Source organism: Cellulomonas soli, assembly GCF_013409305.1.
GTDB classification, from domain to species: domain Bacteria; phylum Actinomycetota; class Actinomycetes; order Actinomycetales; family Cellulomonadaceae; genus Cellulomonas; species Cellulomonas soli.
Genome location: NZ_JACBZJ010000001.1, coordinates 657,986 through 672,069, shown reverse-complemented (window position 1 = coordinate 672,069; position 14,084 = coordinate 657,986). Strand labels below are relative to the sequence as shown.

Sequence of the window (14,084 nt, the reverse complement as noted above, 5' to 3'; positions counted from 1 at the left end):
TGCCCCTCCTAGGAACGGGCCCGCGTACGGGGGTCGATGACGCCGTACAGCAGGTCGACGAGCAGGTTGGCTCCGAGCACCGCCAGGGTGATGACCAGGAAGATGCCCTGCATGAGCGAGTAGTCGTTGGAGTTGACCGCCATGAGCAGCGCCGACCCGATGCCCGGGTAGCTGAACACCGCCTCGGTGACGATCGACCCGGCCACGACGAAGCCGAGCGAGATCGCGAAGCCCGCGATCGAGGGGAGCACGGCGTTGCGGGAGGCGTAGGCGGCGCGCACACGACCGGGGCGCAGTCCCTTGGCCTCGGCGGTGAGGATGTAGTCCTCGGACAGCGTCGAGACCATCATGTTGCGCATCCCGAGCATCCAGCCGCCGATCGAGGAGATGACGATCGTGAGCGCGGGCAGGGCGCCGTGGTAGAGCACCGAGGAGATGAACCCCCAGCTCAGCTCGGGCCCGGCGAACGTGTAGACGTCGTACCCGCCGTTGAGCGGGAAGACCGGCCACACGCTGCCGAAGAAGAACAGCAGCAGCAGCGCGAGCCAGAAGTACGGCACGGACTGCAGCATCGTGGTGAACGGGATGAGGTTGTCGACCCACGACCCGCGCTTCCAGCCGGCGAACGTGCCCAGACCGACGCCCACCAGGAACGAGATGACGGTGGAGATGCCGATCAGGCCGATGGTCCACGGCAGGGTCTGGCCGATGATCTCGTTCACGCTGGCCGGGAAGTACGCGACCGAGGTGCCCAGGTCACCGCTGACCAGGGCGTGCAGGTAGTCGACGTACTGCTGCCACAGCGGCGCCTGCGTGTCGGTGCCGAGCATCGCGGCGATCGCTGCGCGGGTGTCCGCGGTGACCGGTCCCTTGGTGGCGAGCTTCGAGACCATGATGTCGACGGGGTTGCCCGGCATGAGCCGGGGGATGAAGAAGTTGAGGGTCAGCGCGGCCCAGAGGGCCACGGCGTAGAACCCGAGCTTCTGCAGGATGTACCGCACGGCGGGTGCCTCCAGGTCGGTCGGTGGCGGGTCCCGGCGGCGCGCCGGGCAGCGCCGGGGTGGGCCCGGGTGACGGCCCCGTGCAGGAGCCGTCACCCGGGCGGGACACGGTCCCGGTCGGTCAGTTGGTCGGCTTGATCGTCTTGAGGACGATGCCGTTGTCCCACGCCTTCCACGAGGCGGGCATGGCGTACTTGTCCTCGTCGGTCGGCCACCCGGTGGCGCGGCTGTTGTTGAACTCGGTGAGCATCGAGTTCACGTAGATCGGGATGTACGGCAGCTGCTCGGTGATGACGTCCTGGATGATCGCGTACTGCTCGGCCTGGACGGCCTCGTCGTCGGTCGAGCGGGCGACGGCCAGTGCGGCGTCCACCGCGGGGTCGGAGAACCGGCTGGCGTTGCCGGCGATGGCGTTCTCGCCGACGGGCACGGTGTTCGCGGAGTTATACCACTTGTCGTACGTGAAGAACGGGTTGGACGAGGCGCCCAGACCGATCGAGTCGAGCGAGAGCTGGAACTTGCCGGACAGCTGGGCGTCGTTCCACTCGTTCCAGGAGACCTGGCTCGGCTTGAGCTCGATGCCGACCTCGGCCAGCTGCTGGGTCATGGCGTCGTTGAGCGAGATGAAGTCGCTCCAGCCGGTCACCGTCTGGATGGTCATCGACAGGCGCTCGCCGTCCTTGGTGCGGATGCCGTCGCTGCCCTCGACCCAGCCGGCGGCGTCGAGCAGGTCGGCTGCCTTCTCGGTGTCGGCGGACGCCGGTGCCTCGACGTCGTCGGGGTCGGCGATCCAGTCCGCGTCGCGCTCGGGCAGCAGAAGTGTCGGGGAGGCGGTGCCGGCGAACCCGCCGCCGGCCAGCTTGTTGAGCTGGTCACGGTTGAGCGCGTAGTAGATGGCCTGGCGCACCGCGGGGTCGGTCTGCGGGCCGGCGCAGCCGGCGGCGGCGTCGGAGCAGGTGAAGATCGAGGCGGTCAGTGCAGGGGTGTTGACGTACCCGAGGTCCGGGTTCGTCGAGATGATGTCGTCGAGGCCGGGCAGGAAGGCGCTCATCCAGTCCACGTCACCGGCGACGAGCGCGGCGCTCGCGGCGTCGGCGGAGTCGAGCGCGACGTAGCGCACGTGCTTGACGGCGGGCTCGCCGCCCCAGTAGCCCGGGTTGGCCTGCAGCATGTAGCTCTGCGACGAGAAGGACTCGACGCTGAACGCCCCGGTGCCCACGGGCTCGGAGTTGATCTCGGTGACCGGGTCGGCGACGTCCTTCCAGATGTGCTCGGGCACGATCGCGCGGTTGCCGAGCACGTTCGGCTCCTGCATGAAGGACGGCTCGGCGAACGTCAGGACGACGGTGCTCGCGTCGGTGGCCTCGGCGGTCGCGGCGAGACCGGTCGTGTTGAGCGCGGGCGTGTCGGCCACCAGGTTGAACGTGAAGGCGACGTCGGCGGCGCTGAACGGCTCGCCGTCGCTCCACGTGACGCCCTCGCGGGTGTGGATCGTCAGCTGCGTGCCGTCGGCGTTCCACTCGTAGCCGGTCGCCAGCAGGGGCGTGGGGTCGGCGTCCGAGGCGAGGTTGTACCAGTAGAGCGGCTCGAAGATCACACCGAGCGTCGGCTGCAGCGCCGTGGTGCTGAACGGGTTGAAGTTCTCGGTGATGGTGCCGGTCGAGCCGTTGAAGACGGTGATCGTCGCGCCGGACGCGTCCGAGGTGGACGTGTCCTTGCTGCTGCCGCCCGTGCAGCCGGCGAGCAGCAGCGTGGACGTGACGATCCCTGCGACGAGTGCGCCGCCGGTGCGATACCTGCCTGGCCGTGTCCTCAGGAACATCCTCGGTCCTTTCCCCACGTCGGCCGGGGTGGCGGTCGACGTCGACGGTGCCCGTCGCCGCGGCCGCGGGAGGGCGGACCCGATTCTTGCTCTGCTAAATTTAGTCCGTCAAGTTATCGGGTGAAGTTCGTGGACGACCGTGTCCGGACCGTGACCTGCGCCCCGCGCGCGGCTGCGTCCCGAGAGGGCCCGAGGAGAGGACCTACGCATGTCCAGCCGTCTGCCGCACCGACCGAGCACCCCGGCGCCGCCCGTGCCGAACGTGCGGGCCGTCCCGGCCGTGACGCCGGTGGGTCAGCCCTCCCGGCCCGTCACCGGTGCCCTCGTGCTCGACCTGATCCGCACGGCGGGCACCATCAGCCGCGTCGAGCTGGCCAGCCGGTCGGGCTTCACCGCCGCCACGATCACCAACGTCGTCCGCGACCTCATCGCCGAAGGCCTCGTGCACGAGGTCGGGCGGGCACGCTCCCGCGGCGGCACGCCCCGGCGGCTGCTCGAGCTCGACCGGACGGCGCTCTACGCCGTCGGCGTCCAGCTCGACCGGTGCACCAGCGCGATCGTCGTCACCGACTTCGCCGGGCGCCGGGTGGCGGCCACCAGCCTGCGCGGTGTCGGGCGCGGTGCACCGGGGGAGACCCTGCGCACGCTCGCCGATCACGTCGAGGACCTGCTCGCCTCCGCGGCCGTCCCGCGCGCGCGTGTGCTCGGCGTCGGCCTGGTCACCCACGGGCCGCAGGACCGCGAGCGCGGCGTCATCCTCACGCCCCAGCCGACCCCGGCCTGGCAGGACTTCCCGCTCACCGCCACGCTCGCCGACCTGCTCGGGATGCCGGTGCTGCTCGAGAACGACGCGACCGCCGCCGCCGTGGGGGAGCAGTGGGTCGGCTCGCTCGACGTGGACACCTTCGGCGTGCTCTACATGGCCAGCGGCATCGGCGGCGGCGTGGTCGTCGGGTCCGAGGTGTACCGCGGCAGGACGGCCAACCCGGTCGAGATCGGGCACGTCCCGCTCGACCCGCGCGGACCGGCGTGCTCGTGCGGCAACGCCGGGTGCACCGAGTCCCTGGCCGGTCCCTCGGCCGTGGTCGCCCGGGCGGGCGCCGATCCGGGGCTGCGCGATCGGCTGCGCATGAGCGGCGACGCCGACGACGTGCTCGCCGACTTCGAACGCGTCGCCCGGGCCGCGGCGCGCGGTGACCAGGACGCGCGCCACCTGCTGGAAGACTCTGCGCGACATCTCGGCACGGCGGCGGTGACCCTCATGAACCTCTTCGACCTCGACACGGTGGTCCTGGCCGGGCCGGCGTTCGCCACCGCCGGCCCGCTCTACGTCGACCTCGCGCAGCGGGCCGTCGAACGCGGTGCCCTGGCTCGGCTGCTGCGTCCCGTGCGCGTGCGGCTGTCGACCGACGTGGGTGCCGCCGCGGCCGTCGGTGGGGCGCTCGTCGTCCTGCGCTCGCCGCTCGGCCGCCCTGCTGCGCGCGAGAGCGCAGGGGAGGTCCTGCCCGCCCTCGTCTGAGCTCGCCCCGCACCTGCACGCTCCCACCGAACGGACCTCGCATGACCTCGCGACCTGCCCTTCCCGCCGACCGGATCCTGCTGCGCCGCGACGGCGTCGCCGTGCTCCTCGACCTGACCGTCCCCGGTCTGCCCGCCGTGCTGCACTGGGGTGCGGACCTCGGCGAGGTGAACGAGGCCGACCTCGCTGCGCTCGCCGACGCCGTCGCCCGTCAGACGCCCCCCGCGACGCTCGACGCCGCGTGGCAGCCGAGCCTGCTCCCGCAGGAGACCGACGGCTGGGTCGGTCGCCCGGGCCTGCTCCTCGAGCGCGACGGGACGCCCCTGGTCGTCGACTGGTCGACAACGGCAGCCACGCTCGAGGGCCCCGAGCTCGGTGCGACCGCGGTCGAGGTCGTCGCGCAGGCCGCCGGGCTGACGCTCACCACGCGGCTGCGGCTCGAGCCCGGGGGACTGCTGACGCTCGGCCACGAGCTTGCCAACGACGGTACCCAGGACGTCGGCGTGCACTGGCTCGAGACGACGCTGCCCGTGCCCACGCACGCCGACCGCTGCACGACGTTCTCCGGCCGGTGGGCCCGCGAGAAGGTGCCCGCCACGAGCCCGCTGCCGCGCGGACCCGTGGTCCGGCAGACCCGGCGCGGGCGGGCCGGGCACGACCACCCGTGGCTGCTGGCGCTGTCCGCCGCCGACCCCCGCGACCGTGACGGCGAGCTGTGGGCCGCGCACCTCGGCTGGAGCGGCGACGCGACCTACCGCACCGACCGGCTCCCCGAGCAGCCGACGCTGCTCGGCGTCGGCGAGCTGCTGCGCCCCGGCGAGGTGCGGCTGGCCCCCGGTCAGGCGTACGCCACGCCCACAGGATTCTTCGCGTGGAGCGACGCCGGGCTCGACGGGATCAGCGCCCGGTTCCACGCGTACCTGCGCTCGCGGCCGCAGCACCCGCGCACCGTCCGCCCGCTCGTGCTCAACACGTGGGAGGCGGTCTACTTCGACCACGACCCCGCGACCGTGCTGCGGCTCGCCGAACGTGCCGCGCACATCGGCGTCGAGCGGTTCGTGCTCGACGACGGCTGGTTCCCGGCCCGCCGCGACGACACCCGCGGGCTCGGCGACTGGACCGTGGACACCGGCGTCTGGCCCGACGGGCTCGAGCCGCTCGCCGACCGGGTGCAGGAGCTCGGCATGCAGTTCGGGCTGTGGTTCGAGCCGGAGATGGTGTGCCTCGACTCCGACCTGGCCCGGGCGCACCCCGACTGGCTGCTGCACGACCCCGCGCACGTGCCCGCCCGCGAGGGCCTGTCCTGGCGGACGCAGTGGGTGCTGGACCTGGCGCGCCCCGAGGCCTACGCCCACGTGCGGGACGCCATCGCCGCGCTCGTCGAGCGGCTCGGCATCGACTTCATCAAGTGGGACCACAACCGCGACCTCGTCGACGCCCGGCACGGCGGCCGACCGGGGGTGCACGAGCAGACCCTCGCCGCGTACCGGCTGATCGCCGAGCTCAAGGCGACCCACCCCGGGCTGGAGATCGAGTCCTGCTCCTCGGGCGGTGCGCGCACCGACCTGGGCATCCTGCAGGTCACCGACCGGGTCTGGGCCAGCGACTCCAACGACGCCGTCGAGCGGCAGGACATCCAGCGATGGACCGGCCTGCTGCTGCCGCCCGAGCTCGTCGGTGCGCACGTCGGCCCGGAGCAGGCGCACAGCTCGGGGCGGACCGTCGACCTGTCGTACCGCCTGGCCACGGCCCTCATGGGCTCCGCGGGCCTGGAGTGGGACGTGCTCGCGTGCACGGAGGAGGAGACCGCGACGCTGCAGCGGTTCGCCGCGCTCTACCGCGAGCTGCGCCCCGTGCTGCACCACGGCACGGCGGTGCACGCCGACGTGCGCGACCCCGCCCTGCGGGTCACGGGTGTCGTCTCGCCCGGACGCGAGGCGGGTGTGTGGACGATCGCGACGGTCGCCTCGCTCGAGGACGCCCGCCCCGAGCGCGTGCGGCTGCACGGCCTCGACCCCGACCGGCTGTACCGCGTACGGCTGCGTGAGGAGGTCGGCACCGCGCGCTTCGGGTGGGTCGTGCCCCCGTGGGTCAGCGCCGGCGAGATCGTCCTGCCCGGGCGGGTGCTCGGCACGGTCGGGCTGCAGATCCCGATGCTGTGGGTGGCCCAGGCTCTCGTGCTGCACGTCACCGAGGTCGTCGGCTGACCGTCCGACCCGCCCATCCGGGTGGTCCGGGTGGTCGGGCCGGTCCGGCGTCGCGTGCCCCTCAGGCCCGCGGCGCCGGACCCGTGGTGCCCCGCGCGACGACCCGCACGCCGGGCGTCGTCAGCACCTCGGGAGCCGCGCCGGCGGCCAGCCGCAGCAGCAGCCGGGCGGTGTCCTGACCGACCTCGTGCACGTCCCGGCTGACCACCGACAGGGGCGGGTGGGACAGGCGGCAGTTCGCCGAGTCGTCCCACGCGAGCACGGAGAGCCGACCGGGCACGTCCACGCCCAGCTCGGCCGCCACGGCCAGCCCGGCGACCGCCATCACGTCGTTGTCGTACACCAGCGCGGTCGGCGGCTCCGGTGCCTGCAGGAGCGTGCGGGTCGCTGCCGCACCGCTGGCCTCGCCGTAGTCGCCCTCGGCCTGCACGCCCTGCGCACCCAGCTCGGCGAGCGCGGGACCGAACGCGGCGTCGCGCGCCCGGGTGTGCGCGTAGCGGGCAGGGCCGGACACCCGGCCGATCCGGCGGTGGCCGAGGTCGGCGAGGAACGCCACGGCGGTCCGCATCGCGCCGCCGTTGTCGTAGTCGACGACCGAGGCCCCGCAGCCCGGCTCGCCGCCGATCAGCACGAGCGGCAGCCCGAGGTCCGCGCAGAACGCGGCGCGCGGGTCGTCCTCGACCAGGTCGCCGGCCACGACCGCGTCCACCAGGCCGTCGCGGGCCCAGCGCCGGTACGCCGCCAGCTCGTCGTCCAGGCCGTGCACGACGTGCAGCAGCACGGTCGCCCCGGACCTGTCGAGCTCCTCCTCCACACCGGCGAGGAAGTCCGTGTAGAACGGCTCGAGCCCGCGGTCGTCGACGGTGGGCTGCAGCGCGACGCCGAACCGCGGCGCACGGCCCGCGCCGGTGCGTGTCGTCATGGCATGCAGTATGGGCCCGCAGGTCATACTGGCCGCATGCCTCAGGCACAGGGAGTGCCGCCGGGGTCCCGCGGCGACCGACGTGCCGGACGGTCGGTCTCGGTCAGCCGCAGACTGGTGCTCGACCTGGTCCGCACCCGCGCGCCGATCAGCCGGGTGGAGCTCGCCGAGGCGACGGGGCTGACGCAGGCGGCCATCTCGCACGCGGTGCGGGCTCTCATCGACGAGGGTCTGCTCCGCGAGACGGGCGTGCGCGAGTACACCGGTGGCAAGCCGCGCGTGATGCTCACGCTCGACCGGCTCGCCCGGTGCAGCGTGGGGATCCAGCTCGGTGCCGACTGGATCGTGGTGGTGGTGGTCGACGCGCGCGGGTTCGTGGTGGCCCGGACGCGCGTGCGCGGTGCCCGCTCGCGTGACCCGCGCGACGTGGTGGCCACGCTGGCCGAGCAGGTCGACGTGCTGCTGACGGCTGCCGACGTCGACCGGTCGGCGGTGGTCGGGGTCGGGCTCGCCGTGGCCGGTGCGCTGGACCTCGACGAGGGTGCCGTGCTGGTCTCCCGGACGCTCGAACGGTGGCAGAGGTTCCCGGTGCGGACCGCGCTCGCGGAGGCCACCGGCCTGCCGGTCGTGCTCGACAACGACGCGACGGCGGCCGCGATCGGGGAGTTCTGGAGCGGGCGCATCCCCGGGTCGGCGGCGCACTGCACGATCTACATGGGTGCGAGCATCGGGGCGGGCATCGTGATCGCCGGGTCGGTGTACCGCGGTGCGAGCTCGAACACCGGGCCCCTCGGTCGGATGCGCCTGCACCGCGATCACCGCTCGCCCGGCGCGACCGTCGAGGACCTGGCGGCCCCGCGCGCCGTGGCGGCCCGCGCACGGGCTGCGGTCGCGGCGGGCCGGTCCTCGATCGCACAGCTGAGCGTGGACGGCGACCCGTTCACGGACTTCGCCGCGGTGGCCACCGCGGCCGTGCACGGCGACCCGTTGTCGGTCGCGCTGGTCGAGGAGTCCGCCGAGTACCTCGCCGACGCGGCCGTGGCTGTCGCGAACATCCTCGACCTGGACTCGCTGGTGCTCGCCGGGCCCTCGTTCACGACGGCCGGCTCGCTCTACCTGACGATCGTCGAACGGCGGCTCGAGGAGGAGTTCTTCGCCGCCGCCAAGCATCGCGTGCGCGTCTCGCTCTCGCCGCAGACGGCCGACGCCGCTGCGGTCGGGGCGGCGTCCCTGGTGCTGCAGGAGGAGCTCGCGCCACGGCACCTGGGAGCGCCGGGCGGGCGCAGCGGTCTGTCGTCCGCGGCCCTCTGACGTGGCGCAGCGCCCGCGCTGCCTGCTCGTCCGACCCTCGGGACGACCAGGGGATGAGGCCTCGATGGGCCCGGGTTGGGCCCGTGTTGGGACCGGGTTGGGGCCGCGATGGCATGCCGAGGGCGCGGCCTCGGAGCCGGATATCTCGATGTGGAGATAACTGCCCGGCACGGCTAGCATCGACGGCGGCACAGCAGCCGGCCCGGCAGGGCAGGCCGGCCCAGCACGGGCGCGCCGCACGGTCAGGGCACGAGGTCGACGGAAGGACCCCACGCGGTGGACCTGTTCGAATACCAGGCACGCGACATCTTCGAGAAGCACGGCGTGCCCGTGCTCGGCGGGGTGGTCGCCACGACGCCCGAGGAGGCCCGCGCGGGTGCGGCGCAGCTCCTCGGCGGGGCTGATGGCACCGGGGGCGTGGTCGTCGTCAAGGCGCAGGTGAAGACCGGCGGCCGCGGCAAGGCCGGTGGCGTCAAGCTCGCCCGGTCCGCCGACGAGGCCGCCGAGCGCGCCGCCGAGATCCTCGGCATGGACATCAAGGGCCACACCGTGCACCGCGTGATGATCGCGGCCGGCGCGCAGATCGCCCAGGAGTTCTACTTCTCGCTCCTGCTCGACCGCGCCGAGCGCCGCTACCTGGCGATGTGCTCCGTCGAGGGCGGCATGGAGATCGAGCAGCTCGCCGTCGAGCGGCCCGACGCGCTCGCCAAGGTCGCCGTCGACCCGCGCACGGGCATCGACCAGGCGAAGGCCGACCAGATCGTCGCCGCCGCCGGGTTCGCCCCCGAGATCGCCGGCAAGGTCGCCGACGTGCTGCAGAAGCTGTGGCTGGTCTACCGCGAGGAGGACGCCACGCTCGTCGAGGTCAACCCGCTCGTGCTCACGCAGGACGGCGAGATCGTCGCGCTCGACGGCAAGGTCACGCTCGACGCCAACGCGGACTTCCGGCACGCCGACCACGCCGCACTCGAGGACAAGGCCGCCGCCGACCCGCTCGAGGCGCGCGCCAAGGAGAAGGACCTCAACTACGTCAAGCTCGACGGCGAGGTCGGCATCATCGGCAACGGTGCGGGCCTGGTCATGAGCACGCTCGACGTCGTCGCCTACGCCGGCGAGGCGCACGGTGGCGTCAAGCCCGCCAACTTCCTCGACATCGGTGGCGGCGCCTCGGCCGAGGTCATGGCGGCCGGGCTGGACATCATCCTCACCGACCCGCAGGTCAAGTCGGTGTTCGTCAACGTCTTCGGCGGCATCACCGCGTGCGACGCGGTCGCCAACGGCATCGTGGCCGCGCTGGAGATCCTCGGCGACGAGGCGTCCAAGCCGCTGGTCGTGCGCCTCGACGGCAACAACGTCCTCGAGGGGCGGCGGATCCTGGCCGAGGCCGGCCACCCGCTCGTCACCCTCGCCGACACGATGGACGGCGGCGCCGACGAGGCCGCCCGCCTGGCCTCGGTCGCCTGACCCGCCGACCTCCGAAGAGACGAGAGAACAGCAGACATGGCGATCTTCCTGACCGAGACGTCCAAGGTCATCGTCCAGGGCATGACCGGCTCGGAGGGGCAGAAGCACACCACGCGCATGCTGGCCTCCGGCACGCAGGTCGTCGGTGGCGTCAACCCCCGCAAGGCCGGCACGTCGGTGACCTTCCCCGCCGGTACCGGTGACGGCACCGTCGACGTGCCCGTGTTCGGCACGGTGGCCGAGGCCATCGCCGAGACCGGTGCCGACGTGTCCGTCATCTTCGTGCCGCCGGCCCACACCAAGGCCGCCGTCATCGAGGCCGTCGACGCGGGCATCCCGCTGGCCGTCATCATCACCGAGGGCGTGCCGGTGGCAGACACCGCCGAGTTCTTCACCTACGCGCAGGACAAGGGTGTGCGCCTGGTCGGCCCGAACTGCCCCGGCCTGATCAGCCCCGGCAAGTCCAACGTCGGCATCATCCCGGCCGACATCACCGGCCCGGGCCGCATCGGCCTGGTGTCCAAGTCGGGCACGCTGACGTACCAGATGATGTACGAGCTGCGGGACCTCGGGTTCTCCACGGCCGTCGGCATCGGCGGCGACCCCATCATCGGCACCACCCACATCGACGCGCTCGCCGCGTTCGAGGCGGACCCGGACACCGAGGTCATCGTCATGATCGGCGAGATCGGCGGCGACGCCGAGGAGCGTGCCGCGGCCTACATCGCCGAGCACGTCACCAAGCCGGTCGTCGGCTACGTCGCAGGCTTCACCGCCCCCGAGGGCAAGACGATGGGCCACGCCGGTGCGATCGTGTCCGGCTCGTCCGGCACCGCGCAGGCCAAGAAGGAGGCCCTCGAGGCCGCCGGCGTCAAGGTCGGCAAGACCCCGTCGGAGACGGCCGCGCTCGCCCGCGCGCTGCTGTCCTGACGGCCGCCCCAGAGGTTCCTCGCACACTCGTGCGCGACGCGCCGGGTCGGGTTGGCCACGCAGGCCGCCCGCCCCGGCGACGATGAGGCCGTGAGCGACACCCCACCACGGACCGGGGCGACCCCTGCCGGAGGTCGGGCACCTCGTCGCGTGCTCTCGGGCGACGAGCGACGTCGGGCACCGTTCTTCACGAGCGCGATCGACGGTGCGCCCCGCTGGATCGGCGGCGTGCTGTGCGCGGTCCAGGGGGCGCTGCTCTCGCTGCTCGTGCTCGTGGTCCCGGCGGTCGTCGCCTACGTCGCCACGTCGGCCGACCCGTCCAACGAGGGCGTCGGCTGGTTCCGCTCGGTCGGGGTGGGCGCCGGGCTGTGGCTGCTCGGGCACGGCGTGCCGATGGACGTCGGGGGCACGACGGTCGGTCTGGTGCCGCTCGGCGTGAGCGCCCTGGCGGTGTTCAGCTGCTACGCCTCCGCCCGCAGGTCCGGCCTGGCGACCCGCGCCGGTTTCACGGCCGGGGTCCTCGCCTACGTGCTGGTCGCGTCGTTGGTCGCACTGGCCGTGGGTGTCGGCGGCTGGAGGCTGATGGCCGCCCTCCTCGGGGCGGCCGTGGTCGGTGCGGCGGGCCTCGGCGGAGGGCTGCTGGCGCGCCCCGAGGCACCGACCTGGCGCGCGCTGACCCGACCGGTCTGGACGCGGGTGCCCGCGCCCGTGCGGGTGGGGTCGGCCGCCGGCCTGCTCGCGGTCGCGGTGCTCGTCGTGGTGGCCGCCGTGCTCTCCTCCGTCTGGGTCCTCGCGGGGCGGGCGACCGTCACGGACCTGGTGCGTGCGCTCAACCTCGACGTCATCGGCGGTGCCGTGCTCGCCGTGACCGAGCTGGCGTTCGTCCCCAACCTCGTCGTGTGGGCGCTGAGCTGGGTGGCTGGTCCGGGCTTCGCCGTCGGGGACGGCAGCCGGTTCGCGCCCGCCGAGGTGGTGGCCGTCCCGCTGCCGACGATCCCCATGCTCGGTGCCCTGCCGACGCCGGACGCCGCCGGCGGTGCGATGGCCTACGCGCCCGTCCTCGTGGTGATGGTGGGTGCGCTGGTCGGCTGGGCGGTGCACCGACGCCTGCGTGTGGAGCGTGTGCGTGACCTGTTCGTGGCGCTCGGCTCGCTCGCGCTGACCGCCGGTGCCCTCACGCTGGTGCTCGTCCGGCTCGCCTCCGGCCCGGTGGGTCCGGGCAGCATGGCGGTCGTCGGGGGCGCGCCGTGGTCGGTCGCGGGAGCGGTCGCGGCCGAGGTGCTGGTCGGCGCGCTGCTGCTCGCCGTGCCCGGTGAACCCTTGGTCCGGTCCGCCCTGCGCGGTGGGCGGCGTCAGGTGCGGCCCGGTGCGACGACCGGGACGACCGGGGTCGATCCGGCAGGCGCGAGGGACGGCGCCGAGAACGACACCCGCTCGGAGACCGTGCCCGCACGCGACTGACGGCCGTGACGTGACGTGCAGTGACGTGCAGTGGGCGGTCGCTGCCGGTGTGTCCGTGGGCCGACGCGGTCCTCAGGCCGTCGCGGCCCGCTGCTCGAGCCGGGACTGCCAGTCCTTGAGGTCCTGCTCGTACTGCTGCTCGCACGCGTGCCGGGCGCTCACCGTGAGGGCACCCGCCACGCACTCCTGATGGGCGACCTGCACGGGCCACAGCAGCAGCATGCCGGCCGTCACGAACGACCAGAAGAACGCCACCGCGACACCGAGCCCGAGCGCGGCAGGCAGGCTGCCGCGGGCGCCCGAGCGCAGCGCCAGCTGCAGCGCCCGGCCACCGACCACGAGCCCCACCAGGGCGAACACGAGCGAGGCGGCCTGCCAGGGCAGCGGCAGCGTGCTGACCAGCAGCGAGGAGAGCACCAGGAGCCCGAACAGCCGCGCGTGCCAGGCGGCCCGTGCAGCCAGGGCCTCGTCGACCGGGCGCGGGGTCGGCGCCGGGCGCGGTCCGGGGTGTCCCGGCATGCCTGCGGGGGTGGGCCCGTGCGGCGCTCGCGGGTGGCTCGGACCTGCGGGCGGCGATGCGGGGGCCTCGCGGGTCGGGTCCGGCGGCGCGTACGGGTTGCTCACCCGGGCATTCTCGCGCACCCGGGGGACGTGCCCGGTCGTGTCCGGCCGTGCCCGCGCTGCGCGTGTGCGTGCCCTGGAGTGCCGGGGCGTCCGGTCGGGGGTCGGGCTAGGGTCGGCGCGTGACGAGCCAGCCGACCCGCCCCGCCGCAGCCGGCACCGCAGCCGGCGCCGCCGACGGCCCCGTGCCACCCGCGGCGCCCACCCGCACCTCCGGACGGGTCGTGGTGCTCGTGTCCGGCGCCGGGACGAATCTCGCGGCGCTGCTGGACGTGCACGACGACGCGACGTGGGGCGGACGTGTCGTCGGCGTGGTCAGCGACCGGTCCGGTGCCGGGGGGTTGTCGCTCGCGCGCGCAGCCGGGGTGCCGACGGCGGTCGTCGCACCGGCGGACTTCGCCGACCGGCCCGCGTGGGACGCCGCGCTCGCCGAGGCGATCGCCGTCTTCCGTCCGGACGTCGTGGTGAGCGCGGGTTTCATGCGGATCCTGGGGGCGCCCGTGTTGCAGCGGTTCGCCGACCGGGTGGTGAACACCCACCCGGCGCTGCTGCCCGCGTTCCCGGGGGCGCACGGCGTGCGTGATGCGCTCGCCTACGGCGCGCGTGTGACCGGGTGCACGGTGCACGTCGTGGACGCGGGGGTGGACACCGGCCCGATCGTCGCGCAGGCGGCCGTCGCCGTCCTCGACGGGGACGACGAGGAGACGCTGCACGAGCGGATCAAGGTCGTCGAGCGCGCGCTGCTGGTCGAGTGGGTGGGACGGATCGCCCGTGGAGGCCTGCGGGTCGACGGGCGACGCGTGGTCGTGCCCGCCGGCGGCTGAGG

At 73.7% G+C, this 14,084-nt stretch carries 11 protein-coding genes; 7 read left to right on the top strand and 4 right to left on the bottom strand.

The window, feature by feature from the left end:
- Window positions 1–8: 8 nt before the first annotated feature.
- Window positions 9–1,001: an ABC transporter permease gene (locus BKA22_RS02930; RefSeq protein WP_146951378.1), complete on the bottom strand. Its 993-nt coding sequence runs from the start codon at window positions 999–1,001 to the stop codon at window positions 9–11.
- 121 nt (window positions 1,002–1,122) lie between these two features.
- Window positions 1,123–2,823 carry an ABC transporter substrate-binding protein gene (locus BKA22_RS02925; protein ID WP_146951377.1) on the bottom strand — a complete coding sequence of 567 codons (1,701 nt, stop codon included), beginning with the start codon at window positions 2,821–2,823 and terminating at the stop codon, window positions 1,123–1,125.
- 208 nt (window positions 2,824–3,031) lie between these two features.
- Between BKA22_RS02925 and BKA22_RS02920 the strand changes: the two genes are divergently transcribed.
- Window positions 3,032–4,342, top strand: a complete 1,311-nt coding sequence (locus BKA22_RS02920) for an ROK family transcriptional regulator (RefSeq protein WP_146951376.1) — start codon at window positions 3,032–3,034, stop codon at window positions 4,340–4,342.
- A 41-nt stretch (window positions 4,343–4,383) separates the two neighbouring features.
- Window positions 4,384–6,549 carry an alpha-galactosidase gene (locus BKA22_RS02915; RefSeq protein WP_146951375.1) on the top strand — a complete coding sequence of 722 codons (2,166 nt, stop codon included), beginning with the start codon at window positions 4,384–4,386 and terminating at the stop codon, window positions 6,547–6,549.
- 61 nt (window positions 6,550–6,610) lie between these two features.
- Here BKA22_RS02915 and BKA22_RS02910 read toward each other — a convergent pair whose 3' ends face one another.
- Window positions 6,611–7,471, bottom strand: coding sequence for a LacI family DNA-binding transcriptional regulator (locus tag BKA22_RS02910; RefSeq protein WP_179561618.1), 861 nt, complete (start codon window positions 7,469–7,471; stop codon window positions 6,611–6,613).
- 36 nt (window positions 7,472–7,507) lie between these two features.
- Here BKA22_RS02910 and BKA22_RS02905 point away from each other — a divergent pair, with 36 nt between their 5' ends.
- The 4 genes from BKA22_RS02905 (at window position 7,508) to BKA22_RS02890 (ending at window position 12,637) form a co-directional block, all read left to right on the top strand.
- Window positions 7,508–8,782: an ROK family transcriptional regulator gene (locus tag BKA22_RS02905; protein ID WP_179561617.1), complete on the top strand. Its 1,275-nt coding sequence runs from the start codon at window positions 7,508–7,510 to the stop codon at window positions 8,780–8,782.
- 276 nt (window positions 8,783–9,058) lie between these two features.
- The gene (gene sucC, locus BKA22_RS02900) at window positions 9,059–10,246 is read left to right on the top strand and encodes an ADP-forming succinate--CoA ligase subunit beta (RefSeq protein WP_146951372.1); all 1,188 of its coding nucleotides are present in this window, start codon (window positions 9,059–9,061) and stop codon (window positions 10,244–10,246) included.
- A 36-nt stretch (window positions 10,247–10,282) separates the two neighbouring features.
- Complete coding sequence (sucD, locus tag BKA22_RS02895; protein ID WP_146951371.1) at window positions 10,283–11,176, top strand: succinate--CoA ligase subunit alpha; 894 nt, start codon at window positions 10,283–10,285, stop codon at window positions 11,174–11,176.
- 90 nt (window positions 11,177–11,266) lie between these two features.
- Window positions 11,267–12,637, top strand: a complete 1,371-nt coding sequence (locus BKA22_RS02890) for a cell division protein PerM (protein WP_179561616.1) — start codon at window positions 11,267–11,269, stop codon at window positions 12,635–12,637.
- 72 nt (window positions 12,638–12,709) lie between these two features.
- On the opposite strand, the gene BKA22_RS02885 is transcribed toward BKA22_RS02890, so the two are convergent.
- The gene (locus BKA22_RS02885) at window positions 12,710–13,261 is read right to left on the bottom strand and encodes a hypothetical protein (RefSeq protein WP_146951370.1); all 552 of its coding nucleotides are present in this window, start codon (window positions 13,259–13,261) and stop codon (window positions 12,710–12,712) included.
- A gap of 182 nt (window positions 13,262–13,443) precedes the next feature.
- On the opposite strand from BKA22_RS02885, the gene purN reads away from it, so the two are divergent.
- Window positions 13,444–14,082: a phosphoribosylglycinamide formyltransferase gene (gene purN / locus BKA22_RS02880; protein WP_146951545.1), complete on the top strand. Its 639-nt coding sequence runs from the start codon at window positions 13,444–13,446 to the stop codon at window positions 14,080–14,082.
- Window positions 14,083–14,084: the final 2 nt, after the last annotated feature.